This window comes from Pseudoalteromonas sp. NSLLW218, from assembly GCF_015864775.1.
GTDB lineage: Bacteria > Pseudomonadota > Gammaproteobacteria > Enterobacterales > Alteromonadaceae > Pseudoalteromonas.
Window position 1 is genome coordinate 114,632 of sequence record NZ_JADYWO010000003.1, and the last position, 26,685, is coordinate 141,316.

General features: G+C 39.6%; 23 protein-coding genes. 7 read left to right on the forward strand and 16 right to left on the reverse strand.

All coding sequences use genetic code 11. The annotated features are described in order from the left end of the window. Window positions 1-58 precede the first annotated feature (58 nt). Together I6E80_RS05340 and I6E80_RS05345 are read right to left on the reverse strand one after the other, a co-directional pair. Window positions 59-1,084 carry an energy transducer TonB gene (locus I6E80_RS05340; protein ID WP_076923950.1) on the reverse strand — a complete coding sequence of 342 codons (1,026 nt, stop codon included), beginning with the start codon at window positions 1,082-1,084 and terminating at the stop codon, window positions 59-61. Window positions 1,085-1,278: 194 nt separating this feature from the next. After that, window positions 1,279-3,186, reverse strand: coding sequence for a beta-ketoacyl synthase (locus tag I6E80_RS05345; protein WP_197185002.1), 1,908 nt, complete (start codon window positions 3,184-3,186; stop codon window positions 1,279-1,281). 126 nt (window positions 3,187-3,312) lie between these two features. Between I6E80_RS05345 and I6E80_RS05350 the strand changes: the two genes are divergently transcribed. Together I6E80_RS05350 and I6E80_RS05355 are read left to right on the forward strand one after the other, a co-directional pair. After that, window positions 3,313-4,323, forward strand: coding sequence for a GlxA family transcriptional regulator (locus I6E80_RS05350; RefSeq protein WP_197185003.1), 1,011 nt, complete (start codon window positions 3,313-3,315; stop codon window positions 4,321-4,323). Window positions 4,324-4,411: 88 nt separating this feature from the next. Continuing rightward, on the forward strand, window positions 4,412-5,638 hold the full coding sequence (locus I6E80_RS05355; RefSeq protein WP_197185004.1) for an EAL domain-containing protein: 1,227 nt from the start codon (window positions 4,412-4,414) through the stop codon (window positions 5,636-5,638). A 15-nt stretch (window positions 5,639-5,653) separates the two neighbouring features. On the opposite strand, the gene I6E80_RS05360 is transcribed toward I6E80_RS05355, so the two are convergent. The 3 genes from I6E80_RS05360 to I6E80_RS05370 are packed head-to-tail and all read right to left on the reverse strand — an operon-like array spanning window position 5,654 to window position 8,686. Next, window positions 5,654-6,166 carry an MgtC/SapB family protein gene (locus I6E80_RS05360; RefSeq protein ID WP_024600291.1) on the reverse strand — a complete coding sequence of 171 codons (513 nt, stop codon included), beginning with the start codon at window positions 6,164-6,166 and terminating at the stop codon, window positions 5,654-5,656. A gap of 8 nt (window positions 6,167-6,174) precedes the next feature. Continuing rightward, on the reverse strand, window positions 6,175-7,287 hold the full coding sequence (locus I6E80_RS05365) for a GNAT family N-acetyltransferase/peptidase C39 family protein (RefSeq protein ID WP_197185005.1): 1,113 nt from the start codon (window positions 7,285-7,287) through the stop codon (window positions 6,175-6,177). A gap of 4 nt (window positions 7,288-7,291) precedes the next feature. Next, a complete protein-coding gene (locus I6E80_RS05370) occupies window positions 7,292-8,686 on the reverse strand; it encodes a RimK family protein (protein ID WP_197185006.1) in 1,395 nt (464 codons plus the stop codon). Window positions 8,687-8,989: 303 nt separating this feature from the next. Here I6E80_RS05370 and I6E80_RS05375 point away from each other — a divergent pair, with 303 nt between their 5' ends. Next, window positions 8,990-9,328: a zinc ribbon domain-containing protein YjdM gene (locus I6E80_RS05375; protein WP_197185007.1), complete on the forward strand. Its 339-nt coding sequence runs from the start codon at window positions 8,990-8,992 to the stop codon at window positions 9,326-9,328. A 286-nt stretch (window positions 9,329-9,614) separates the two neighbouring features. Here I6E80_RS05375 and I6E80_RS05380 read toward each other — a convergent pair whose 3' ends face one another. The 7 genes from I6E80_RS05380 to I6E80_RS05410 form a co-directional block, all read right to left on the reverse strand. Further along, on the reverse strand, window positions 9,615-9,824 hold the full coding sequence (locus I6E80_RS05380; RefSeq protein WP_024600295.1) for a zinc ribbon domain-containing protein: 210 nt from the start codon (window positions 9,822-9,824) through the stop codon (window positions 9,615-9,617). A 197-nt stretch (window positions 9,825-10,021) separates the two neighbouring features. Beyond that, on the reverse strand, window positions 10,022-10,339 hold the full coding sequence (locus tag I6E80_RS05385; protein WP_024592928.1) for a type II toxin-antitoxin system RelE/ParE family toxin: 318 nt from the start codon (window positions 10,337-10,339) through the stop codon (window positions 10,022-10,024). Further along, a complete protein-coding gene (locus I6E80_RS05390; RefSeq protein ID WP_010555056.1) occupies window positions 10,327-10,584 on the reverse strand; it encodes a type II toxin-antitoxin system Phd/YefM family antitoxin in 258 nt (85 codons plus the stop codon). Before I6E80_RS05390 ends, I6E80_RS05385 begins: the two co-directional genes overlap by 13 nt. A 321-nt stretch (window positions 10,585-10,905) precedes the next feature. Continuing rightward, on the reverse strand, window positions 10,906-11,382 hold the full coding sequence (locus tag I6E80_RS05395) for a GreA/GreB family elongation factor (RefSeq protein ID WP_024605994.1): 477 nt from the start codon (window positions 11,380-11,382) through the stop codon (window positions 10,906-10,908). Between the two features lie 180 nt (window positions 11,383-11,562). After that, window positions 11,563-12,507, reverse strand: coding sequence for a protein translocase subunit SecF (gene secF, locus I6E80_RS05400; RefSeq protein WP_197185008.1), 945 nt, complete (start codon window positions 12,505-12,507; stop codon window positions 11,563-11,565). Then, complete coding sequence (gene secD / locus I6E80_RS05405; RefSeq protein ID WP_197185009.1) at window positions 12,500-14,338, reverse strand: protein translocase subunit SecD; 1,839 nt, start codon at window positions 14,336-14,338, stop codon at window positions 12,500-12,502. The genes secF and secD overlap by 8 nt, the downstream gene beginning before the upstream one ends. A 109-nt stretch (window positions 14,339-14,447) precedes the next feature. Further along, window positions 14,448-14,909: a hypothetical protein gene (locus tag I6E80_RS05410; RefSeq protein ID WP_197185010.1), complete on the reverse strand. Its 462-nt coding sequence runs from the start codon at window positions 14,907-14,909 to the stop codon at window positions 14,448-14,450. A gap of 101 nt (window positions 14,910-15,010) precedes the next feature. Here I6E80_RS05410 and I6E80_RS05415 point away from each other — a divergent pair, with 101 nt between their 5' ends. The 4 genes from I6E80_RS05415 to I6E80_RS05430 all read left to right on the forward strand — a co-directional run bounded on the left by I6E80_RS05415 (window position 15,011) and on the right by I6E80_RS05430 (window position 21,456). After that, complete coding sequence (locus tag I6E80_RS05415) at window positions 15,011-16,789, forward strand: ABC transporter ATP-binding protein/permease (protein WP_197185011.1); 1,779 nt, start codon at window positions 15,011-15,013, stop codon at window positions 16,787-16,789. Window positions 16,790-17,024: 235 nt separating this feature from the next. Continuing rightward, entirely contained in the window at window positions 17,025-19,103 is a 2,079-nt protein-coding gene (locus I6E80_RS05420; protein ID WP_197185012.1) for a M13 family metallopeptidase, read from the forward strand. 271 nt (window positions 19,104-19,374) lie between these two features. Continuing rightward, window positions 19,375-20,088, forward strand: coding sequence for a YebC/PmpR family DNA-binding transcriptional regulator (locus I6E80_RS05425; RefSeq protein ID WP_010555049.1), 714 nt, complete (start codon window positions 19,375-19,377; stop codon window positions 20,086-20,088). Window positions 20,089-20,166: 78 nt separating this feature from the next. Further along, a complete protein-coding gene (locus I6E80_RS05430) occupies window positions 20,167-21,456 on the forward strand; it encodes a leucine-rich repeat domain-containing protein (RefSeq protein ID WP_197185013.1) in 1,290 nt (429 codons plus the stop codon). Window positions 21,457-21,549: 93 nt separating this feature from the next. Here I6E80_RS05430 and I6E80_RS05435 read toward each other — a convergent pair whose 3' ends face one another. From I6E80_RS05435 to edd, 4 genes are all read right to left on the reverse strand, one after another. Beyond that, complete coding sequence (locus I6E80_RS05435; protein WP_197185014.1) at window positions 21,550-22,674, reverse strand: sterol desaturase family protein; 1,125 nt, start codon at window positions 22,672-22,674, stop codon at window positions 21,550-21,552. Window positions 22,675-22,879: 205 nt separating this feature from the next. Further along, window positions 22,880-23,884 (reverse strand): type I glyceraldehyde-3-phosphate dehydrogenase, encoded by a 1,005-nt coding sequence (gene gap / locus I6E80_RS05440; protein WP_076923935.1) that lies wholly within the window; start codon window positions 23,882-23,884, stop codon window positions 22,880-22,882. Window positions 23,885-23,893: 9 nt separating this feature from the next. Then, window positions 23,894-24,514, reverse strand: coding sequence for a bifunctional 4-hydroxy-2-oxoglutarate aldolase/2-dehydro-3-deoxy-phosphogluconate aldolase (gene eda, locus I6E80_RS05445; protein WP_002959756.1), 621 nt, complete (start codon window positions 24,512-24,514; stop codon window positions 23,894-23,896). A gap of 33 nt (window positions 24,515-24,547) precedes the next feature. Next, complete coding sequence (gene edd, locus I6E80_RS05450) at window positions 24,548-26,398, reverse strand: phosphogluconate dehydratase (RefSeq protein ID WP_076923933.1); 1,851 nt, start codon at window positions 26,396-26,398, stop codon at window positions 24,548-24,550. Window positions 26,399-26,685 lie beyond the last annotated feature (287 nt).

Below are 26,685 nucleotides of genomic sequence, written 5' to 3' on the forward strand. Positions count from 1 at the left end.
TAGCCAATACTTATTAATACGATAACTCCCCATAATTTATATGTGGGGAGTTACATTTTTATAAAAAACTTTCACCGCTTTGCTTAAGTGTAATTGTTTGTGCTTGAGCGCTTTTTATTAATAATCCACAACGTAAATCATTTTTCGAAATAACAATTTTATCAATTGTATTAGTGTCATAGTCAACGACTTTGTTTTCGCATCTAAGTTGCACTTTGCTCAGTGGTAATTCTGATTGTAATTTAACCTCAGACTTCGACATCATAGGCATTACAGCTTGCTCTGAAGCTAAACTAAATTGTTGTTCAATATCTCCCGAGTTTTTATAAATATCGTTCACTTGGGTTAACAACTGTTCCTTATTTTGATCTGTAAAAGTTATAGATTCAATATTGCCTAGTGCATCTATTGCATCATAGGCTCGTACATAATCTTGCTTTGATATAAACCACTGTAAAGCATTTTTAATCACACGTTTTTGAATTTGATCAGGTAAGTTACCTCTAAATAAGAACGCTTCGTTGATATGCTGATCAAAGCTCTTCCAATCTTGTACAAAATAACTGTGCTGGCTTTTAAGCCACGCAAGTAAAACAATTTCAACCGTATTTTTGGTATGTTCATTTTCTAGTTCATCAATAAGGCTTTTAGCTTCATCGTATTTCTTTTCATCGATTAATTTACTAGCTTGCTCATAATCATTAAAAAAGCCACGTGATGCCTTATCGTTTGAAAACCCAACATGTAAATTTTGTGAACTTACAGTAATAGTTTTTGCTACAGGTATAGTCTCACCATTTAATTTTGCGCTTTTGTAATTTAGTTTAGATACGTAATCTATTACTTCTCTTTGGTACTTTTTTTGCCCGACCGTAGCTACAATTTCTATATCACTAACCTGCCCGCTTTTATCGACAACGTAACTGCTTAAGTTAATCCCCTCTAACCTCGAAGCGCGCGAGGAAGTATTAGTGAGCTGATCGTAGTTTTTATTAATCACTTCTGCAGGAACAAAGTCGTCTGCAAAAGCAGGAAGTTGAGTAAAAGCAGAAGTTAAAGAAAGCGCTAATATGAGTTTTTTCATCGGTTTTATCCATCCTAGATAGTGTTTATATAATAGAAACAAACGATCAACATAAAAGCAAGTATAAACACAAAAAATAAGTTCAATTAATAAGCTAAATTTGAGGGGGGGTAACAAAAATAATCTAATAGCTACATATATTTTAGGCATTAAAAAAGGCGCTTAAAAAGCGCCTTGCTAACAAGTATGTGTGCTTAAAACATATCTTGATAGGAATTTGTTGTGCTAAACGTAATTGCTTTTTCAAAGCCTGGTAACTGAATACTTTGCTCGTCTATTAAAATGTCATTGTCATCAATAAGTCCGTCGCCAAAGCGGTAAATTAGCTCATACTGGCCTAAATCAGCTTGAGCTTGATACGTTTGTTGCGCGGCTTTAATTGCCACATTTTTTTGAGCGTAACTAGTCATAACGTCATCGCCATGGCGCTTAGCGAGCATTTGCATTGTCACTTTTGGTGAAAGTACGGTAGCTGTTGCATTGTTACCGCCAAAGCCTTTTGAATTTATAAAAGCTATATCCATTTCACTGCATTCGTAATGGCTATTACGAATATCAAGATGATCGGTGTAAACATCATCAGCCACTTTATCAATTGTGGTAATACCCGGCATAATGTTGTGACTAAATACACCGAGAGCTATCGCTAATTGGTCGCCACTTGCAGGAGCTATAGTATGACCAACATAGGCTTTAGGCGCTGTCACTTTCCAATTATCAATAGCGAACGTTTGTGCCACTTTGTGATATATCAGCGACTCTGTTACACGGTTTAACGGTGTACTTGAGCCATGCGCTAAAATAAAGCTACGTTCTTGCAAAGCTTCTTTGCCTAAAAGGCTCGTTGCTAAAGCAGCCGATTTAGCCATGGTAATGTAGTTACCAGGACCAGGTGACGTAATTGATTTTTTTATACCATCTGCATTTACAAATACATCCGGCACAGAGCCCATTATGTCAGCGCCTAATTCAAGGGCTAATGCATCGTCCATTAAAATAGCAACTTGTGCGCCTTCACCTAATGTAAAGCCGCAGTTATCCCCAAACGGGCGGCTACTTTTGCGATAGTCTGGTTCTTCATCATGTGATAAGTTATCTAAGCGGCGCAAACCTTCAACATTTGCAAGTGCGCTCATGTTACCAAAGCCTTCAATCACTTCGGGTGTAATAGCACACTCAACACTTGCGACAACCGCAACGCGTGTACGCCCTGCTTGTATATCGTTTACTGCTGCACGTAAGTTGTATAAAAACGTAGCACAGGCGCCCGAGGTCGAAAACGTAGTTCCCACATTGCCCGTAACATACGCGTTAATAAAATCGGTAGACATTGTATTTAAGCCCAGTGCTAACTGCTTAGTGCTAACACGGTCGCCTTGTTGGCGCGCCTTTACTAAACCGCCTAGGCCTTTGTCGTCCATTTGGCCAATTACCGATGCTGAATAAGTACCAATTTTATCTGGCTCTACGCTATTCATAATGTGTTGCCAATCAAGCCCTGTTGATTTAATCGCATCGGTAGCTGCAAAAATAGTCGCTTGCAAACCACGAGGCTGATAGCGGCTGTTATACATAACAGACGGATCAAATCCAGTCGGAAATTGCCCTGCAGATTTAATTGGATTATCACGTGTTGAGTCATGCTTAACATCTAAGTCGGCTGCAATAGTTACTTTTACTTTTTTGCCTTCAAGTTCTTCAACTTGCCAGCTAGCTGGAACAGGTACCGGTAAGTCGCGAGCGCGAGTTTCAAACACAATAGCGTTATCGCTTGATGCGTTTAGCGTCATTTTTTGCTGCCACGGTGTGGCATCTGCATCAAAGTGTTCTTTTTCAATTTTACGAATAAGTGTACCGGCAATAATTTGCTCACCAAAGCGTGCTTCTATGTCGCTTTGCTCAACATTATTACCTTGTGTATCTTGTAATTGGCCGTTTACAACGCTTACTAGATTCATCAATGTGGCGAGGCCTAAAAATGTTTCACTGCGATCTTTAGCGTTTAAACTATCTAACACGATACGGCGATAACCTTGATGAAAAGAAGTACGGCCAGCGGCGTTAATGCCACCCATGCCTACTATAACGGGTAATGCAGTCATAATTTACCTTTAAAAAACGTGTTATAAGATGAACACGCAGTTTAAATGGATTACGTACCATACATTGTGCTTTAATAGCCAAATATTCAGCACAAAAGGCCAAAAAGTACTGGTCGGAGCATTTACATGACTGAAAAAAACACTAATCCACCACTAAACATTGCTATAGCGGTATATCCGCATTTATTAGTGACTAGTTTAACGTTACCTATAGAAATGCTAAGAGCCGGCGAGGCCTTTGCTAAAGGCCACCTTAATAAGCAAAGTTTTAGACCGCTTGCTATAAATTTAGTGGCTAAAAATGCAGAATCTATAGCTACTCGCGCAGGCCTTGCGATAATTCCTGATTGCATAACAACTAATGCGCCCTACAGCGATTTAATTATAGTCCCGGGTATTTGGCGAAACCCGCGCCCAGTAGTGCGTACAAATCAAGACGTAGTTGATTGGCTAAGCGAAAGCTTTAGCGCAGGCAGTCATATAATTGGTGTAGGTACTGGCAACTGCTTATTAGCTGAGGCTGGCTTACTTGATGGGCACCCTGCTACCACACATTGGCACTACGCCAATCAATTTAGCCATGACTATCCGTTAGTGCGTTTAAAACCCGACTTTTTTATAACCCAATCAGAGCGTATGTATACCGTAGCGAGTCTTAATGCCCTTGCAGATGTGATCGTACATATTATTAGTCAGTACTATACAAAAGCAGCCGCTCAACATGTAGAGCGTAATTTTTCGCACGAAATACGTAAACCCTACGAAGATCAACGCTATTTAGAAGGTGCAGTAGACCGTCACCCCGATGAGCTAATTGCGCAAATTCAGTTTTGGCTAAAAACCAATTTAGCCACCGAGCTAAACCTGCAAGAAGTCGCTGCCCAATTTAGCTTGAGCTACCGTACTTTTACCCGCCGTTTTAGAGCAGCCACTAATCAAAGCCCTATTGAGTATTGGCAACAATTACGCGTAGAAGGTGCGAAGGAGTTATTAGCATCATCAAATTTATCAATCCAAGAAGTGGCTTTAGAAGTGGGATATAACGACCAAGGGCATTTAACACGCGTGTTTAAAAAAGTATTAAGCCAAACACCCAGTGGTTACAGAAAAGTAGTTAGACGAAAGTTATTTGGATAACCAGCGACGGCACTCTAAATTGGCATTTTTTTATACATAAATTATACTCTTATCAATAATATAATTTATGCCATACCAAGGTAACTGCATGAAAGATAAACTTAGTAAGCACCTTTTTGATCCACAAAGCGATGCTTCTATTGAATCAAAGTTATTAAAGTTACTTTCACTCGTACGAAAACATTTGAGTATGGAAGTCGCGTTTATTTCAGAATTCACCAATAATGATCGCGTTTTTAAAGTGGTAGATAACCAAACTACAAATACCTGCGTATCCGTGGGTAATTCAGATCCAATTTGCGAAACTTACTGTAAAAAAATATCCGATAACGAGCTAGAACAAATAATCCCTAATACTCTTGAGCACCCTATAACCCGTAACATGCCAGTTACAGAAAAGCTAAATATTGGCTCTTATATAGGTGTACCTATTGTGTTATCTACAGGAAAAGTTTATGGCACTTTTTGCTGTTATAAAACCATATTAGATAATACCTTGAACGACAAAGATTTGTCATTTCTTAGGTTAATTTCTGAAATAGCTACAGAGTTAATCGAAAAAAATGTCCAATCTAACATTTTAAATAATGAGTCAAAATCGCTTATTGAAAATATTATAAAAACAAACGATATTACGATTTATTTTCAGCCCATATTTAATTTATCAACCAATCAACTTTCGGGTTATGAGTCTCTGTCACGCTTTTTTATTGAACCCTATAAAACACCTGACATTTGGTTTAAAGATGCTGAAAAGCTAGGTCTAGGAGAAGCATTAGAGATACTTGCTATACAAAATACATTACATTGCTTGGATAAATTTGATGAAAAAGCTTATATCACTATCAACACTTCACCTCAGCATATTTTATCAGGCTCAATAGACAAAGTATTACAAAGCATCGATTGTAATAGAATAATTTTAGAAGTGACTGAACATTCACCTATTTTAGACTACCAAGCGATGCGAACCGCACTTCAACCATTAAGAAACCGAGGTGTAAAACTCGCTATCGATGATGTAGGTGCTGGATTTTCATCTTTTCAGCATATTTTAGAATTAGAGGCAGATATCATTAAGTTAGACATAAGCCTTACTCAAAATATAAATACAGATCGTAGAAAATTTTTATTAGCTAAGGCACTATGCGGATTTGCCAAAGCAATTAATTGCTCAATAGTTGCAGAGGGAATAGAAAATCAAGAAGAATTAAGTACGCTGAGAAAGCTAGGCGTTGATAACGTGCAAGGTTACTTTATAGGCCGCCCTGCCCCGCTTGAAGACGCTATTCATTTTCAAACAGTCAGGCTTTAATAAAAAACGCCACTTTTAGTGGCGTTCTGAGTCGTTAAATTCTTTTCGATAATAGCGTTTTTGATAGTTTTTTACTTTAGTGTGTACGCCTTTGCTTAAGCTTTTAAATTTAGCCTCGAGTACGTCTACACCGTATAAAATACCGACCACCAGCACCGAGAGCTTTATTGCAGCGCCAAGGTTTTCGGTCGCTATCATAACACCTATTGATGCAAGCACCCAGATGGTTGCAGCAGAGGTTACACCAACTACCGCACCATCTTTTGCGAGCATAACGCCAGCCCCTAAAAAGCCAATACCTGTAATTATTTGCCCAACTACACGAGAATGATCTATCACATCCCCTTGTAAATTAAACGCGGTCGATAAAAACAAATACGTACCCAAGGTTATTAACGCAGAGGTACGAATACCTACAGGTTTGCCGCGCAATTGGCGCTCTATACCAATAATGGCACCGCAAAAAGCTGCAGTACCAATAGCTGCCCACGAATACGGGGCTACATCAATTAAATCTAAAAAAGTCACTGTTAACCTTATATTTTATTAGCTATAGCCACCGCCGTTCGTAAACGTTGGCTACCAAACGCTGACATTTTACTAAAATCACTTCGCGCAATAGGTACATATTGGCAATCTATTGCGAGCTGTTTATCACTACCCGGCTCACAAAACGGATCGTGAACATACACGCAGTGCTCATCAAGGTGCGTAACACACACCCAGTGTGGCGATTTTTTACCATCAAAACTGTATGTACTAATTAATAACAGCACACTAAAGCCTTTACTTAACCACCGCTCAATATGTTCAAGCTCTACATCTTTATACGTAAGCGGTATATTTGCCTGTGCAATACCATCTACAAATTGTTGATGCACGGTGGCAAGTACCACTTTTTTGTTTTCGTTGCGTACGCCATCTAAAAACAAAGGCTCGGTGGTATTAACCATTACCTCGCTTTCAAAACCACGCTTATTAGCGGCAAGTGCCAAACCAAACGGATGGCAACCACCATGACCCGATGTCATAAAAATGGTGGTACCTTCACGCCAAAGTGCCAGCTCATGTGATTGGCTAAGCTCAGTTGTTGGCACAAGTGCGCCCATTGCCATTAATAGTGCAGCAGGTCCGCATGTAAACTCGGTAGTTTGCTGATACCACGGCGTTAAACGCGCCACTTTTAACTCACTCGTTTGTCGAATGTTTTTTTGCATTCGTAGTGCGTCACTGTGGTCATCGTAATAATCGCTATATTGGCCAAACACTCTGTAACCTAAACTTTTATAAAGCCCAATTGCACCTTCGTTATTTACAGCCACTTCTAAACGAAGGTAAATACGAGCCCGCTCACACGTTTCTTTTTCAAGGCTAGTAAGCAGTGCTTTTGCAATCCCCTTACCTTGCATTATGGGTAACACAGCAAGCGAATATAAACGCGCTAAACGAGTCCCTTTATGGCACCACACTAGCCCATAGCCGCATATTTGCTCGCCATTTTCTGCAACGAGTAAAATACCATGCTTAGCACTTAGCCAGCGCTTTAAACTGCGCGGGCTCAATTTATCGTTATTAAAGCAGGCATTTTCAACGTCAATCAGTGCATTTAAATCACTGCTAAGCGCTTTTCGAATAACAAGGTTGCTCATGTTATTACCCACGGCCTCGCGCTTCTAAGCGTTGTTTAAATTCATCCATAATGATCATGTATAGCTCGTCGCCCAAATATCCGTCTTCTACTTTGTGATCAATACTTGGGTTGTCGTTTACTTCAAGTACGTATGCTTTGCCTTGATGCTCTTTAACATCAACGCCATATAAACCCCTACCCACTGTTTTACATGCTTTTAATGCGGCATCTAATACCGCTTTTGGTAGCTCAAAGGTTGGCAATGTTTCAAAGCCACCAGAGAAAAACCGTTTAGCATCGTGGTTATAAATTTGCCAATGGTTACGCGCCATTAAATAACGACATGCATAAATTGCACGACCATTTAACACACCCACTCGCCAATCGTATTCGGTATACATGTATTCTTGTGCAAGCACTAATGCGCTAAATTCAAACAGCTCTGTAAGCTTAGCTTCAAGCTCATCACGGTTTGATACTTTATAAACACCTTTTGAGAAAGACCCCTCAGGCATTTTTAAAACAAGCGGATACGTAAACGCTTCTTCTAATTGCTCAAGCGTTTCACTTGATTGATCAGCCACTACAACCGTTTTTAAACTTGGCACTTTTTGATAATTAAACGCATCGTGTAAATACACTTTATTACAACAACGTAAAATAGACTCAGCATCGTCAATAACCACTAAACCCAGGCTTTGCGCTTTGCTTGCAAGGCGGTACGTTGGATGGTCAATCGCTGTAGTTTGGCGAATAAATAACGCATCAAACTGGGCTATGTTATCAATTTCGTCGAAGCTTAAAGCTTGTGCATTAATGCCGTGTTTAGCGGCGGCTTTAATAAAACGTGCAATGGCGTCTTTATCACTCGGCGGTACTTTTTCGTTATGATCAACAAGTATTGCCATGTCCCACCTAAAACGACGTTGCACTGAGCCAATACGCCACTGCGTTTTAGTAAAGTTATCTAGTTTGGCTACAAATTCGCTGTACTGCTGCTCGCTTAAAGACGACATCGAGCCTTGTTGCAATAAGCCTTGTTCATCAACAAATAAAATAGGTGCTGGGTATTGTTTAAATACCGACTTTGCTGCTTTTGATTGTAAATCGTTTTGGGCATTACCAAAGTAAAGTGTGCCATCTATTTGGCCCACTTTTAACATAGGAGCTTGACCACTACGCAATGCGTTTATGGTTTTTACACTTGGCAAAACTTGGTGCTTGCGTGCCTCAGCAAGTAACGAGCAATAGTAACCTTTGCTCAAGTATTGGCTTGAGTCGCACAGATTAATAATGCGTGTTTTTGGTTCGTTATGTTTAGGGTAATCACGTAAGTAGGTATTAAACGTAATTACATTTTCGAACGATTGAGCAAGCGTTTGCTCGTTGTTATCAACCACAATTAAGGTTTTAAACACGACTTTTCCTAGTTAAGTCAAAATATAAAAAGCATGCTTAGTAAAATACTAAGCATTATAAATAGAAACACCCATCGTACTAAGTGGGCATTGCGCGAATCACTTAATATGATGGGTGCTTTAACAGGTACCTACTGTACGAGTTAGCGCTTAAATTGCTTAAGCGACATGTGCTTTATATGCCCTTTTTTTAAAACGCACAAACGAGATATTTTTAGCGTGAAGATGAAAAATATTGATTAACTATATTTTCCAACTAATGCCGATTAAAATACCCAAAACAATACCTTAAGAGAGTTAAAAATGTCGCTGCCTGCTTGCCCAAAATGCCAATGTGAATATGTTTACGAGGACCAACAACTACTTATTTGCCCTGAGTGTGCCCATGAGTGGAACCCAAATAATATAAACGATGAAGCCGCCATTTTAGTTAAAGATGCCAACGGCACATTACTTAATGATGGCGACAAAGTGACTGTAGCCAAAGATTTAAAAATTAAAGGCAGCTCGCAAGTAATTAAAATTGGCACCAAAGCGGTCATTAGAAGAGTGCTTGATAAAAAAGATCACGAACTTGATTGTAAAGTAGATGGTATTGGCGAAATGATGGTAACAGCGAAGTTTGTGAAAAAAGCTACCTAAAATTGGATATTTAAAATATAGGATGTTAGATGAAAAATCATAAAAATAAATTCATCCAAGCCTTATGGTCTATTATTGAAGTCTTTTATTGAAGCCTATTATTAGTGCGTGTAATTGATTTTGTTTAACTGCTATTAGTTGGTGTATATCTAAAGTTCCACCATACATTTAATAAGGCGAATTATCGCTTAGGGGTGTTTAAGCATTTAACCTCCTCACCTTAATGAGGAGGTATCTCATGAACTGATCAGTTTACATTTCAGTTAAGGTGCTTTTTAAGCTTTGATTACCCAGTAAAGAAATCAAATACGTTACCAAGTGTTGATGATGAACCTTTATAAAATTCAGTAAAACTACATCGACTGCATGTCACAGCGGTGTACTTTTTATTTTGAACATCAAAAATTCTTGACCAAAAGCCACCCGAAACTCTTATTTCACCGGTATCAAATTCGTTATTATTACACTTAGGGCAAGACCAATTGTTATGTCTCATCTTTCAACCTCCATATTATTTATGTACGGTATATTAGACACTTAACGAACACGTGTAGCAATTTTTTAATAAACAAACCAATATTTAATTCTTATATTGGTTAAGTTGGAATTTTGATAAATGTTTGAATGGCTTTTTAATAATTGCTTTTTATAATAATTAGTATGGGGGTCATACTAATTTCACTCAGGGATTACCTACTTGTTAGCTGTATATTGCGTTAGCAACAAAAATTTTCGTAAGTCCCGCTCTTGTCTCATTACGTGCAAAATATATACTTTATCGTTATCTTTTTTGTAAAATATACGACAAGGATTCACGACCAGTTCAAGATAATTTAGGTTAGCTAACTCAATTGGTTTTTTACCTGATTCAGGAAAGAGTTCGAGACGTTCAACTTTTTCAAATATTTTGGAAACCAATTTTTTCGCTGACTGCAAATTGCTTAATGCGATATATTCAGCAATATCGTTAAGATCATCCAAAGCTGGATTAGTCCAAATTATTTCAGCCATTTATTCATTTTATCTTTAGCTTCAACATTCGACATGGTTTCACCACGACTTATTGCCTGCTCTCCTTTTGCAAGAGACTCAAGAATTTGCATACGCTTTTGCATAAATTCATAATCATCAACATCTACTAAGTATGCAGATGGTTGCCCATGCTCAGTTATCAACACAGGTTCTTTAGAGGAATGAAGTTCAGATAATATCTTCGTTGCTTGACGCTTCAATGTTGTTACTAGTTCTACTCTCATAATAATCCCCAAACAAATGTATCACTATTGTAGCACCGAGTGGCCAACTTGGGAAATACAACTAACGAGGCTGTAAAGCACTAAAATTAATTAAAAAGGGAGCACCTAACGTCAACCCTGCTCATTTTTAAACTGTTAGGTACTCTCATTATATGCCTTTGTACAAATTGTAATACACACCACGTTACGCTATAAAAGCATAGCTGTAGGTCGTATAAATGGCGAAGCCATGCCATACGACAATTAATTTATGAATAAAAATAAGCGTTTATTGTGTCGATATGGCTCTACCAGCAAACGGTTCACTCACAAACCAAAGCTTTATAAAATCTCTACCACCACGTATTCTTGGGCTTTACCTGCAGTTGTTAGCGTAATTTCATCATCAATCTGTTTATTTAATAACTGCTTACCCATAGGAGCGCCGGGTGTTACTACAGCAATTGCGTGCTGTTTAACGTTTACCGTTAATCCACCAGCGGCTGGGCCCAAATAAAACCATTTTTGTGCTGCGTTATCATCTTCTAAACATACCAGCGAACCGATAGCTATTTTGTCGGTTGGCTTTTCGTTAAAGGCAGGTTCGAACAATTCTATGCTTTTATAGCAATCGTTTACGCGCTGGGCTTGGCCTTGAGCTAAATAAGCGGCTTCGAGCCCTAGCGTATCGTATTTATTTTCGGCTATGTTTTCTTCATGTGTGGCGGTGTCGTGCGCAGTTTTTGCCGCTACTTTTGCTGTTGTAAGCTGCGCTTCTAGCGCAAAACGAAGGTGTTCGATAACGTGGGTTTTATTCATGGGGATTAATACAATACAGGCTGTAAAAATAAGGCAGATAGTTTAACATTTTTGCGGGGCCTAAAACCATTGTTTTAAACCCCACAAGTTTGGTTGGGATACTAGCGGGGTTTAAATAAGCATTAAACAAGCAAAGAGCCGTTGATTGGTGCAGCTCTTTGCTTATGCTTTATTAAAACCTTATGGCATATCTAATAATGTTTGCGTGTGGGCATCTACTTTAACTTCGTAATTTTTAGCGCTTAATCCCAATAGCTCTGGCAAGGTTGCCGCTATACAAATAGATGAGAACGTACCCACTACAATGCCGGTAAATAATGCAATAGCGAAGCCTTGCAGTGGTGCGCCTGCAAGTAACCAAACGCTGGCAACCGTTGCAAGTGTAGTACCCGACGTTATCAAGGTACGCGTTAGCGTACTTTTAATCGCATTATTAATAATAGTCGCTGGGCTAAGTACATTATTTGACTTAACACGTAAAAGCTCGCGTACTCTATCCCCTACTATTATTGAGTCGTTAAGTGAGTAACCAATAATAGCCAGCAAACTGGCAAGTACGGTTAGGTTAAACTCAATTTGTAATAATGAAAATAACCCAAGTACAAGTATTAAATCGTGCACTAGCGCTACCACAGAGCCGAGTGCTAATCGCCATTCAAAACGCACTGCAAGATAAATCATTACCGCAATCATTGCAGCAAACATGGCTAAACAGCCTTGATCAAATAACTCATCGCCCACTTGTGAGCCAATATAAGCTGACGATAATACCTGTGCGTTTATATCATCGTTTTGTGTAACAGCGCTTTGCCAATCAAGGCTATTAGCTGTTGTTGATGTGGTAGATGCACTTGGCGCTTCTCTTAATTGAAAATGGCTATTACCTTGCGCGGTTAACTCAAACTCACCGTTATGATTTTTAGCAATAAACGATTGAAGCTCTTTTAGCTCAACACTTTGGCTGGTTGTAAACTCAGTTAAATAACCGCCGGTAAAATCTAGGCCAAAATTTAGACCTTTTTGCGTAAGCGTAAATACTGATAGCAGCACTAACATGGCGCTTAAAAGCATGCCCATAAAGCGTAAACGTGTGCCCGCCTCGCCTTTCAAAAAATAATTAAGCATGTGCTTTTACTCCTGCTTTTTTACCCATTTTTAAATACAACGTTTGGCTTAATATTTTTGATACGTATACACCTGTAAATACAGACGTTAAAAGTCCCAGTGCGAGTGTAATGGCAAAACCTTTAACGGGCCCATAGCCTATGCCGTATAAGATAAGTGCGGTGATCATGGTGGTTATATTGGCATCAAATATTGTATTTGCGGCTTGTTTATAACCCTCTTGAATAGCTTGATATGGTGCACGGCCTTGGCGACGTTCTTCTTTAATACGTTCAAATATTATTACGTTAGTGTCTACCGCCATACCTATGGTTAGCACCAGACCTGCAATACCCGGCAGCGTTAACACAACCCCTGGTAATAATGACATTAAGCCCACAAGCGACGTTAAATTTAATATAAGTGCTACGTTTGCAATAAGGCCTAAACGGCGATACCAAAGCGCCATAAATGCAAGCGTAATACCCATGCCTAACATAAGCGCGGCTAAGCCATTACTAATATTTTCGCTGCCGAGGCTTGGCCCTATTGTTTGTTCGTGCACAATTGTAACGGGTGCTGTAAGCGAGCCTGCACGTAGTAACAATGCTAGGTCGGCTGCAGCTTGTTGGCTTTTCATATTGGTAATACTAAAACGCGAACTTAAATGCTGAGCAATATTGGCAACGTTAATGACTTCGCTTTTTTTAACTACTTCGCCTTTAGCATTTTGAGAGTACTCAGAGTAAACCGTCGCCATTGGCTTACCAATATTGGCTTTTGAAAACGCCGACATTGCATCCCCGCCTTGACCGTCTAAGCTTAGTTGTACAAGTGGTTTACCCCAATCGTCGCGGCCTATATTGGCGTTATCAATATGGTCCCCTGTAAAAATTGGCACAGGATCGAGCTTTATCGTTCCGCCCGATTGCATATTAAATGTTTGCCCGCCAATTTCTTTTAATTGATAAAAACCAAGCGATGCGGTTGCACCAATAATACGCTTAGCTTCGGTTGGATCTTGCACGCCTGGTAGCTCTATACGAATGCGATGCTTTCCTTGTCGCTGTGTTACGGCTTCGGTAATACCTAATTCTTCAATACGTGAGCGAAGGGTTGTAAGTGTTTGCCCCATAACTTCTTTATCAAAGCTACTGCGCCCTTGCTCTGAATAACTAAATCTGGCGGTTTTAACGCTGCCGTTATTGCTTGTTACCACGGCTAAATTAGCAAAGCGGCTTAGCAATTCTTCAATAACGGGGGTTAACTTGTCGGCTGCATTAGGCAATGCGTTTATTTCAAACCCGTGCTGAGTTTGCTGCGCTTTTACGCCATGTGCTTTTTGCTTAATGATGATCGATTTAGCTTGTAGATACGCACTGACTAATTGTTCATCAACGGCTTTATCTAAATCTACGTCTAGTACAAATAGCACACCGCCATTTAAATCAAGGCCTAGCTTTATTGGTGATAAACCAAAATTTTGTATCCATGTAGGGCTGGTTGCATGCTCAACAATTTTAACTTGCGTGTTTGGGTACTGTGCTTTTATAGCCGCTTGCGCCTGAGCGCTTTTAGTTGGCTCGTTTAAAAGTACATTAATAGTTGATTGCTTATCTAAACCCTGCTCAACCTCTAACCCTTGGTTATTTAAAAAAGTAACTAGCGTTTTAGTGCTCGGTAAAGATTGCGTTTCGCTGTGCGGGGTATTACTTACGTGCAACCACGATTTATTTGGGTATAAATTTGGTAATGCGCTGATAGCCAATAAAACCAATACCATTAGCATGGCTATATAGCTTAATTTGAACTTAGCCGTAGACGGCTTTTTATCTTTTTTAAAACTTAACATCTTTAATCCTTATTACCAGCAGATGCTAGCAACGTGCTTTTTAAAAGCACAATTAATCTGCAGGCTAAAACTTTAAAAGTTAAAACCTAATAAAATTAAATAAGGAAAATTAAGCGTGGTAGGTAGTTACAGCTCTGTAGAGTAAGTTAACGTCTTTCCAGCCACTCAAGCGCGACTTTTTACTATTAGTTACAAGCGTATACCAAGGCTGTATAGGATTAACGGCTCTTGGTCGTAAGAATATATGCCTAACAAGATTTTGAGCAAAAAATTCAAAAACCACATCGTATTCTGGTTCACTTTGAACTGTGTGCAAAAACAATGATGAATTATTGGCAGTTAACCTTGGTTGGTGCGCGTCAAAATCGGTTTGATGCGTTTTTTTATGCTGCGTAATATCTACAGACTTACTAATAGGCTGTATTTTAGTAAAATCGCCAATATCAGTAAGCGAAACCTGCGTACTAATATTGATATTTAAATTTTGTGAGGCGCCCATAGCATTGCTCTGCACACTAAAAAGTGCAGCAAGTAGCAAAAAAGCAGTTAAAAACACTCTAAATTTAAACATTCACGTTTTAAAACTAAAATAAGGGATGCGTAGTATATAAGGGCAAGCATTTAAAATACAATGCTTATTAATTAAGTATTTAGTTTTAACAGAGATCACTAATGCGCCCCAGACAAAGCAGTGAAAAACGACCAGACGCCATGAACCTACGCCAAAGTGTAAAAACGCTTTGGCCCTACCTTACAAAATTTAAAGGCCGTGTTTTTATTGCACTTATGGCGCTTATAGGCGCAAAAGGTGCCACGCTTTTAATGCCTTGGGCGCTTAAAGAAATAATAGACTCTGTAGATAAGTCGATTAACCCACTGTTAGTTATTCCCGCTTTATTGTTATTGATGTACGGTGCACTGCGTTTTGCTAGCGTATTTTTTGGTGAAATAAGAGATGCTGTATTTTCTCGCGTAACCGAGCACGCCATGCGTGATATTGGTTTAAAAGTATTTAAGCATTTACACTCGCTTGAACTGGCTTTTCATTTAGGTAGGCAAACCGGTGGCATTAGCCGCGATATAGAACGCGGTACAAGTGGATTAAGCTTTTTAATGCGTTTTTTAATGTTTAACATTGTGCCTACTTTGTTCGAAATACTGACTGTTGCGATTATTTTTGGCACGTTGTTTTCTGTTTGGTTTGCGCTTATTACATTACTGGCAGTCGCTATTTATATTACCTTTACTGTGGTGGTTACCCAGTGGAGAAACCGATTTATTAGAGAAGCAAATGCTGCCGACAATCAAAGTAATACCCGCGCTATAGACAGCCTACTTAATTATGAAACTGTAAAGTATTTTAATAATGAGCAGTTTGAAGCAAAAACGTACGACACCTTTTTAGCAAACTGGGAAAAAGCCCGTTTAAAAAACAGAATGTCGTTGCTCGCCCTTAATTCAGGCCAAGCACTTATTATTGCCTGTGCTATTACCGCGTTAATGTGGTTGGGCTCAACAGAAGTAGTTTCAGGTACACTCTCTATTGGTGAACTTGTGATGATTAACGCATATATGATTCAGCTATTTTTACCGCTTAACTTTTTAGGGTTTGTGTACCGCGAAATAAGACGCGCGCTAACCGACCTTGAAAACATGCTTGGGCTACTTAACAAAAAACCACAAATAACCGATGCAATTAATGCTAAAGAACTCAATATTAACCAAGGTGAAATAACATTTAATAATGTAAGTTTTAGTTACGATACGCATCGCCCTATTCTTAATAATCTTAGCTTTAGTGTAAAAGCGGGCAGCAAAGTTGCCATTGTTGGTGCCAGTGGTGCAGGTAAAAGTTCATTAGCGCGACTGCTTTATCGTTTTTATGATGTAAGCGCTGGTGAAATTAGTATTGATAATCAAGCAATAAATTCAGTAACACTTAATAGTTTACGAAAAGCCATTGCAATAGTCCCACAAGATACTGTGCTGTTTAACGCGACTATTCGTGAGAATATCGCTTACGGCAGACCATCAGCAAGTGATGCAGAAATTGATGAAGCCATTGCTATGGCGCATTTAAAAGACTTTATAGCAACACTTGATAAAGGCGATAAAACACTGGTTGGCGAGCGCGGTTTAAAAGTATCCGGTGGCGAAAAACAGCGTATTGCCATTGCACGCGCTATTTTGAAAAAGTCCCCTATTTTAATTTTTGATGAAGCAACTTCTGCACTCGATTCTCATTCTGAGCAAGCAATACTCGCAGCAATGCGTGAAGTTGCCAGTAACCATACGAGTATTGCTATTGCTCATCGCCTTTCTACTATTACCGATGCAGACACCATTATTGTGCTCAAAGCCGGACAAATTATTGAGCAAGGTAAGCACGATGAGTTACTTACACTCGCCGGAGAATATGCCCGTATGTGGGAGCTTCAGCATAAAAAATAAATAGTGTGTAACCCCTCTTAGCTCGGATACTTTCAAGTATTCTAGCTAAATAAAGCTTTTATAGCACCTATTAGCCTTTCTCTTTTATTCTATATTAGTTTTATCGAGCACTGTGGTGATTCACCTCAAAAGGTTTGTTTGTATGATTAATATCAATAACAATCGATAAGTTAAATATTCGTAACAATAAATGATTCACTCCTATTTGAATCAAGAAGCTCCTCAGGGGAACATAATGAAAAAGAGTTTAATTGCCGCAGCATTAGCTGCCACATTTATTACCGGTTGTTCAGAGCCGCAAACAACAAAAACAGACGAGCAACAATCTAAAGTAGCCACTGCAGCAGTAACAGAAAAAGCAGAGTTAGGTAGTTTTGGTGTTGACCTAACAGCACGTAATGAAGCCGTTAAACCAGGCGATGATTTTTTTATGTATGCCAGTGGCACGTGGTATGACAACTACGTAATGCCTGCAGATAAAACCCGCTACGGTGCATTTTCAGGATTAGCTGAGCGCAGCGAAGACGATGTTAAAGCTATTATTGAAGAAATAGCAGCACGTAAAGATTTAAACGCAGAAGAAAAACTAGTTGCTGATTTTTACAATGCGTATATGGATACCGAAACACTTAATAAACTAGGTGTAGCGTCTATTAAGCCATTGTTAAGTGAAATTAGTGATATAGCGTCAACTGACGATTTAGCTGAAATGTTTGGTAAGTCTTGGTTAACCGGTAATAAAGCCCCTTTTGGCGGCGGCATGTGGTTTAACCGATTAGACCCTAACAAATATGAAATGTCCCTCGGTGCTGGTGGTTTAGGCTTACCAGATCGCTCTTACTACCTTGAAGACGCTGAGCGCTTTGTTAAAACGCGTGCAGCCTATGTTGCTCACATTGCTGAAATGCTTGAGTTTGCAGGCACTGAAAATACCGCTGAGCGCGCTCAAGCTATTCTTGACCTTGAAACCAAAATTGCACAAGGTCACTGGCCACGTGAAAAGCGTCGTAATCGCGATTTAACCCTAAACCAAGTTGAACGTGCCGATTTAAGCACTGCTTACCCTGGCTTTAACTGGGATTTATACTTTGCGCAAACAGGTTATAAAGTACCTCAGTTAAATGTGTCTCAGCCTGAGCCAATAAAAGCGATGATTGAGCTAATTAATCAAGAAGATATTGCAGTATGGAAAGACTACCTAACGTACCACGCTATTAGCGGTAACGCAGGTTTACTATCAGAGGAAGTATTTAATACTAACTTTGCTTTTTTTGGTAAAGAACTAAACGGACAGCAAGAACCTCGACCTCGTTGGAAACGCGCAATAAGTCAAATGTCGGGCACAAATTCGCTTGGTTTTGCAATTGGTAAAATATACGTAGCACGTTACTTCCCTGAGTCATCAAAACAGCAAATGTCTGAACTGGTTGAAAACCTTCGTACAGCCCTTGGTGAACGTATTGATAACCTAGAGTGGATGGGCGATGCAACTAAAGTAAATGCGCGCGCTAAACTGGCTGCCTTTGTACCGAAAATTGGTTACCCCGATGTATGGCAGTCTTATGAAGGTTTAAGCATTACTAAAAATGATTTGATTGGTAATGTGAAAAACATGCGTGAATTTTTCCACGCAGAAAGTGTTGAAAAAGAGCTACAAAAAACAGACCGTAACCGCTGGGGCATGACGCCACAACGCGTAAACGCTTACTACAATAGCTCGTTTAATGAAATTGTATTTCCGGCTGCAATACTACAACCGCCATTTTTTGATCCAAATGCCGATCCGGCAGTAAACTATGGCGGTATTGGCGCTGTAATTGGTCACGAAATGGGTCATGGATTTGACGATCAAGGTTCAAAATCAGACGAAAACGGTGTGCAACGTAATTGGTGGACTGATGCTGACCGCGCTGCATTTGACAAAAAAGCCGATCAATTGGCTGCGCAGTACAGTAAGTACGAGCCAATTGAAGGTAATTTTGTTAATGGTCGCAACAGCCTTGGCGAAAATATTGGTGATGTGGGTGGTTTATCAATGGCTTATCACGCTTATAAGCTAAGTTTAAATGGTAAAGAAGCACCTGTTATTGACGGTGTTACTGGCGATCAACGTTTCTTCCTTGCGTGGGCACAAGTATGGAAAGAAAAGCGTACTGAGCAAAGCATGCTTAACCAACTTCGTGGTGGCACACATGCCCCAGGTCGCTTTAGAGCACAAGCGCCGCGTAACCACGATGCATGGTACAAAGCGTTTGATGTAAAACCAGGCGATGAGTTATACCTTCCTGAAGATGAACGTGTACGTATTTGGTAAGTAATATATGAGGCTATTAGTTTGCCTCGTTTAATTTTATTACTCAATGTAGGCAACTCATTAAATGAGTTGCCTTTTTATTGGGTTTTATTTGCTCTGAAAACCACCTTTAAGTCCCCCCTAAAATCCCTTAATAAAATGCACTTTAGATAGCTTTTAAACGCGACAGTTTTAATCTACTTTAATACTTACTAGCCCTTGAATGCATTTACCTTTAGAATACGCATTATAATTTTATTCTATTATTTACATATATTAAGGCGAAACGCAGATGGGAAGAGCTTACCAAAACAAAAAAGATTCAATGGCTAAGACTGCGGGTGCTAAAACTAAAGTTTATTCTAAGTACGGCAAAGAAATATATATTTGCGCTAAAAACGGCGGTGTAGATCCAGATGGTAACTTATCATTACGTCGTTTGATTGAACGCGCTAAAAAAGACCAAGTGCCAGCACACGTTATTGACCGCGCAATAGATAAAGCAAAAGGCGGCGGCGGCGAAGACTACTCAGCAACACGTTATGAAGGTTACGGCCCAGGTAACTGTATGATTATTGTTGATTGTTTAACAGATAACAACAAACGTACCTTTGCTGATGTACGTGTTTGTTTTACTAAAGCAAATGCTAAAATTGGCGCTCAAAACTCTGTTTCACATTTATTTGATCACCTTGCTATTTTTGTATTTGACGGTGATGACGACGAAGCAGTACTTGAAGCACTAATGATGGCTGACGTTGATGTAACTGACGTAGAAGTTGATGACGGTAAAGTCACTGTTTTTGCTCCTCACACAGAGTACAACAACACACGTACAGCGCTTGAAGAAATGGGCGTGACTGAATTTGACGAAGACCTAATTAGCTTTGTGCCACAAATTGAAACGCCTATTGAAGGCGAAGACGTAGAAGTTATGGAACGCTTTTTAGCCATGCTAGAAGATTGCGACGACGTACAAAACGTTTACCATAACGCGCAATTCTAAAATTAGTTAACTAAGTTAGAACGACTTTAAGCCAACAGCTATGTTGGCTTTTTCATTTTTAGAACGTGGTATAAATATATGAATAATCTTACGGAGCTTAAAAGTGGCAAACTTGTTGGTGCTACTCGCCTGCAATTAGTAGAAGAGCTAAACACATTCCCTGAAGAAATTTTTAGCTTAGCTGACACGCTTGAAGTACTCGATTTATCAAATAATAATTTATCAACACTACCTGATGAATTTGCCTGTTTAACACGTCTTAAGCGTGTATTTTTATCGTTTAATCAGTTTAAGCATATTCCTGAGGTTTTAGCTAAATGCCCTGCTCTGATAATGGTTGCATTTAAGGGCTGTAAAATAACTGAGTTTGGCGATTATTGTTTACCAAAAAATATTGAATGGCTCATACTTACCGACAATAATATTACTGAGCTTCCACAAAGTTTTGGCCAATTTACACAGCTTAAAAAGCTCGCGCTTGCGGGCAATCAACTTAAGCAGCTACCAAGTAGCATGGCGCAATGTAAAAACCTCGAGCTTGTTAGGCTCTCTGCTAATAACTTAACACACGTAGACGACTGGCTGTTTGAATTGCCTAAACTTGCTTGGCTTGCGTTTGCCGGTAACGATTTTAATAAAGCTCAGTGCCTTACAAAATGCAGCTTAGAAAATAAACCTCTTAACGATTACACACTTAGTCATGTTATTGGCCAAGGTGCATCGGGCGTTATTCATTTAGCACAAGCTGCTGATAGCGCTGTAGCGATTAAATTATTTAAAGGTGCAATTACCAGCGACGGCTACCCACTTGATGAAGTAAATTGCTGCTTACAAGCAGGCGATCACGCTAGTTTAATTAAGGTGCTTGCTTATATTGAACAAAGTGATCAGCTAGGTTTAGTGATGGAACTAATAGATAAGAGCTTCGCTAATTTAGGCCTGCCTCCAAGCCTCGAAACCTGTACGCGTGATACCTTTAATAATGATTGCCATTACTCAACTCACGCTATTTTTAAAATTGCACAGCAAATGGCAAGCACACTGCATCACTTGCATACTAATAAAGTGAGCCATGGTGACATTTATGCGCACAATACTATGATTAACCAAGACCATGATGTTTTGTTTGGTGATTTTGGTGCGGCAACTAATTTAACAATGCTAAGTGAGTATCAGCAAAAGCAACTAGAGTTGATAGAAGTAAGCGCTTTGGGCTGTTTAATTGAAGACTTATTAGGCACGGTAACCGGCGATGATAGGCAAAGTGAGCTATTTGTTAAAATGTCCGATATGGCAAAACGTGCTATGCAACCTATATTAAATCAAAGGCCTACATTTATTGAGTTATTAGAAGAGCTAAATGTATAACTCAGTATTAATTAAATAAATTCTAAAAGGGTGCAACGTGTAACACGTTGCTCCCTGTTAGTTTGTATTGTGTATTTATTTGAACTTTTGAATTTATTTAGTGCGCTTAAACGGATGAACCTGTTGTTTTAGCATACCTATCGGCATGTAATCCCCGACTACACCATATGCTTCTGGCCACTCTTTTTGGCCTTTAACAGCTGTACCAAACGCATAATCTAAAAACGAAAAATGCGCAGCGTAATTACGGTCAATCGCGGCTTTATCTGACGCATGATGCCAATGGTGAAACTGCGGTGTAACCATAAAATATTTTAGCCAACCAAATCTAACACGTACATTTGCATGATTAAACACAGCCTGCAAACCCACAATTATTACGTATAAACTAATTATTTGCTGTGAAAATCCAAGTACAAATATGGGCGTGAGCACTAAGCTGCGAGTAACCAGTATTTCAAGAATATGTTGGCGAGAGCCCGCTAACCAATCCATTTCTTTAGCGCTGTGATGTACGCCATGAAAACGCCATAATAAAGGGACTTCGTGATAAGCACGATGCACCCAATACTGCATTAAATCGGCCACAAGTATTATTAAAAACAACTGCACTACAAAGGGTGTTTGCTCTATATAACCTTGTACTGTAGATGATACAGCCCAACCAAAACCATAATGTACAAAATGGTTAGTAACAAGTAATACAAAACCAATAATTAAATGATTTACAAAAAAGTGGTTTAAATCACCTCGCCACTCACTACGCAATATTTTTTGCTCTTTCCGATGCGGTAGCAGCTTTTCAATAACAATAAATATGAGTGTTGAGCCGAGTAAGTCTAAAATAAACCAATCGAGCCCTATGTAAGGTGTGTCGCTGGCAAACTCGTTCACCTCAACGTTTGGTCCGCCAAACATAATAGCCAATATAATAAAAAACCACGCTGTAGCTCCTAAGCGCTTATTGGTATTACGTACAAAGTTAAGTAGTCCTAAACTGCCCGAGACCAATAATGATGCAAACATAAGCTGACGTAAAAAGTCGACGCTGTAGCTTTTTCTCAGTTCTGGTGTGGTTAAGTATTCGGGAAAGTGAAAAGCTAATACGCCTAAACAACTCAGTATTGCTAAAAAACAGGCTATGTAGCCACTTATGTTGCCCTCACCTATCTGAAGGTGGTTTGTGCGAAATACCTTTCGTGATAAAGCTCTGATCATTTTTATTATCCCTTGCTTCGTTGAGTTGATTAAATACAACGAAATTCCATTGATTTACACACCCACATATTAACAAAATTTAGGGTATAAAAAATACAAATAGTTCACTCCATAGTCTGAGTTGCAAATACACAGATAAACCAAACGCAAAAAAGCCACGCAATGCGTGGCTTGGTTGGATAAAGCTAAACTTTTACAAGGTCAATTATAAGTACTGACCTAGTGCTTTAACTTGGTCTAGCATGCGGTTTGAGAAACCCCATTCGTTGTCGTACCAAGCCATTACTTTAACTAGATTACCATCGGCTTTAGTTTGCGTTGCATCAAAGATAGATGACGCTGGGTTATGGTTAAAGTCGATAGAAACAAGCGGAAGCTCGTTGTATTGTAAAATATCTTTCATTGAACCCGTTGACGCTTCTTTCATGATTGCATTGATTTCTTCTGCAGTCGTATCGCGCTTAGTAATAAACGTAAAATCAACTAAAGATACATTGATTGTCGGTACACGTACCGACATACCGTCTAATTTACCAGCAAGTTCTGGTAATACTAAACCAACAGCTGCCGCAGCACCTGTTTTAGTTGGGATCATAGATTGAGTTGCACTACGAGCACGGTATAGATCTGGGTGGTATACGTCAGATAGGTTTTGATCATTCGTATAAGAATGAATCGTTGTCATACTCCCTTTTTCAATACCTACTGTGTCATTAATTGCTTTTGCAAGTGGTGCTAAACAGTTAGTAGTACACGATGCATTTGAGATAATTTGGCTATCAGCGTTAATTACATCACTGTTTACACCATGAACCACTGTTGCATCCATGTCTTTACCTGGAGCAGAAACGATTACTTTTTTAGCGCCCGCTGTAATGTGCTTAGCAGCGTCATCACGTTTAGTGAAAAAACCAGTACATTCTAAAACGATATCTACGTTTAGTGCTTTCCACGGTAAATTTGCAGGGTCGCGTTCTTGCGTTAACGTAATTACGTCGTCATCGATTAGCATAGTGTTATTTTCAAGTGTTACTTTTTTAGAAAATTGACCATGAACTGAGTCATACTGCGTTAAATGTGCATTAACGTTAGCAGGTGCTAAATCGTTAATTGCTACAATTTTAATTTCGCTGTTTTGAGCTGACTCATAAAGTGCACGTAAAACATTTCTACCGATACGGCCGTAACCGTTAATTGCTACATTAATCATTTTAGACTCCTATTTAAGTTCACTTGCTTGGCGAGCAAGCGCTTCAATTGCTTGCCAGTCTTTATTTTCAATTAGTTGTTTATCTAGCATCCACGTACCACCAACACAAATAACGTTGTTAAGCGCTAAATAGTTCGGTGCAGTTGCTAGGCTAATGCCGCCAGTTGGGCAAAAAGTAATATGTGGTAACGGGCCACCGATTGATTTAAGCATTGCTGTTCCGCCTGCAGCTTCTGCAGGGAAGAATTTTAAATACTTAAAACCATGCGACGCAAGTTGCATAACTTCACTTGCAGTTGCAGCGCCTGGTAAAAATGGTATATCTGATGTTTTAGCCAAAGCAATAAGCTCATCGCTAACACCTGGACTCACCATAAAATCTGCACCTGCGGCAACCGAAAGATCAAAGCTTGCTTTATCTACTACCGTACCAGTACCTACATAGGCTTCAGGTACTTCTGCTTTCATCAGCTTTACAGCTTCTGCAGCAATAGGTGTACGTAGTGTTATTTCTAAGGCTTTTAAGCCACCGTTATATAACGCTCTTGCAAGTGGTGCTGCATCTTCTAATTTTTCGATTACAACCACTGGCACTACGGGTGCCGATGCTAAGATTTTTTCAATACTCATTACTTGTTCCTCATTACCCAGTATGGCTAATATTTATTCAAGTCCAAAAGCACTCGCGCCTAAATCGGCACTGCTTACGATATTTCTAAATCCAGTAAATAACTCACGACCTGTACCAAATGTTGCACTTGGCAGGCTAAGCTCTGCTTCACGCTTAGCTAGTTCTTCGTCGCTAACGTGTACTTTTAATATTCCGTTTGGCGCATCAAGTGTCACTAAATCACCTTCTCGGATTTTAGCAATAACGCCGCCTTCGACTGCCTCTGGTGCTAAGTGAATAGCAGCTGGTACTTTACCTGATGCACCCGACATACGACCGTCAGTAACAATGGCTACTTTAAAGCCTTCATCTTGAAGCGTTGCCATTACTGGCGTTAATTTATGTAGCTCTGGCATACCTTTCGCTTTAGGGCCTTGCTCTTTTAGCACGGCAATAAAGTCTTGGTTTAATTCGCCACGCGTGTATGCGTCTTGCAGAGCACTTTGTGAGCTAAATACTTTTGCAGGAGCAGTAACAACTTGATGTTCAATAGCAACAGCTGACACTTTAATAACAGCTTTACCTAGGTTACCCGTTAGGAGTTGCAGACCACCTTGCTTACTAAAAGGGTTACTCACTGGGCGAAGTACTTCTTCATCGTGTGAATTTGCTGGGCAATCTACCCATTTTACTTTAGTTGGGCCGGTTGAGTTGCTCATGATCAGGCTATCGTCTTTATCTAAACGAGGCTCTGTCATGTAAGGTGCTAAACCATCGCCTAGCATTGTTTTAACGTCTGTGTGTAAGTAACCAGCGCTTGCTAGCTCTCGCATTAAGAAACCCATACCGCCAGCTGCTTGGAAGTGGTTTACATCAGCTGAGCCGTTAGGGTAAATACGTGTAAGTAGTGGTACAACTTCTGATAAATCAGACATGTCTTTCCACGTAACCTGAATGCCCGCCGCTTTTGCTATCGCAACAATATGAATAGCATGGTTAGTAGAACCACCTGTAGAAAGCAAGCCGACTAAACCGTTTATGATCGTTTTTTCGCTGATCACATCGGCTAAACACGGGCTTTCTTTATCATCTGTAAGCTGCTTAAGCATGGTTTCTACAGCATTACCTGTAAGGCCATCGCGAAGCTCAGTGTAAGGATTAATAAACGAGCTACCAGGAAGGTGTAAGCCCATTATTTCCATTAACATTTGATTTGAGTTTGCAGTACCGTAGAACGTACAAGTACCTGCGCTGTGATAAGACGCGCTTTCAGCCTCTAATAAGTCTTCACGACTTACTAAACCTTGTGCAAATTTTTGACGAATACGTGCTTTTTCTTTATTAGGAATACCTGATTGCATTGGACCTGCGGGTAAAAAGAACACAGGTAAATGACCAAAAGACAATGCACCAATTAATAAACCCGGGACAATTTTGTCGCAAACGCCTAAACAAAAAACGCCATCAAACACATCGTGTGAAAGCGATATTGCCGTAGACATAGCAATTACATCACGAGAAAAAAGCGAAAGTTCCATACCGTCACGCCCTTGCGTAACACCATCACACATTGCAGGAACACCACCAGCAACTTGTGCTGTAGCATCGAATTTTGTTGCAATGTCTTTAATTAAATCTGGGTAATCTTTGTATGGCACATGAGCCGAAAGCATATCGTTATATGAGTTGATAATAGCAAGATTTGGCTGCTCATCAGATTTTAAGCGCGCTTTGTCATCACTGCTACACGCAGCCATAACATGGGCTATATTTCCGCAACCTAAACCGGCACGAACTCTTGTTTGTTTTTTTGCGTGCGAAATACGTTCTAAATAATCTTGACGGGTATTTTTACTGCGCTCGATAACGCGCTGGGTAACTTCTTGAATACGAGGATGTAACATAATTTAACTCATCTCTATTAGTTAGAGGATAAAGGCTCAGTAGCAACTACAGACTCCACGTAAATAACTGTACTGAGCATCTTTGATTTACCCGTTCAAAGGTACGCTACCAGGGAGCCTCTCACAACAGCCCTGACACCGGTGTCACTGTATTAACGCATAGCAATGACACCGGTGTCAACCCCGGGTAACAAAAATAGTTTAATATTTTAACATGACCGAATAATGACCTAATTGATTTTTAGGCACAAAGTATATTTTAGCAAGTTCAGAGCAAAAAAAAGCCC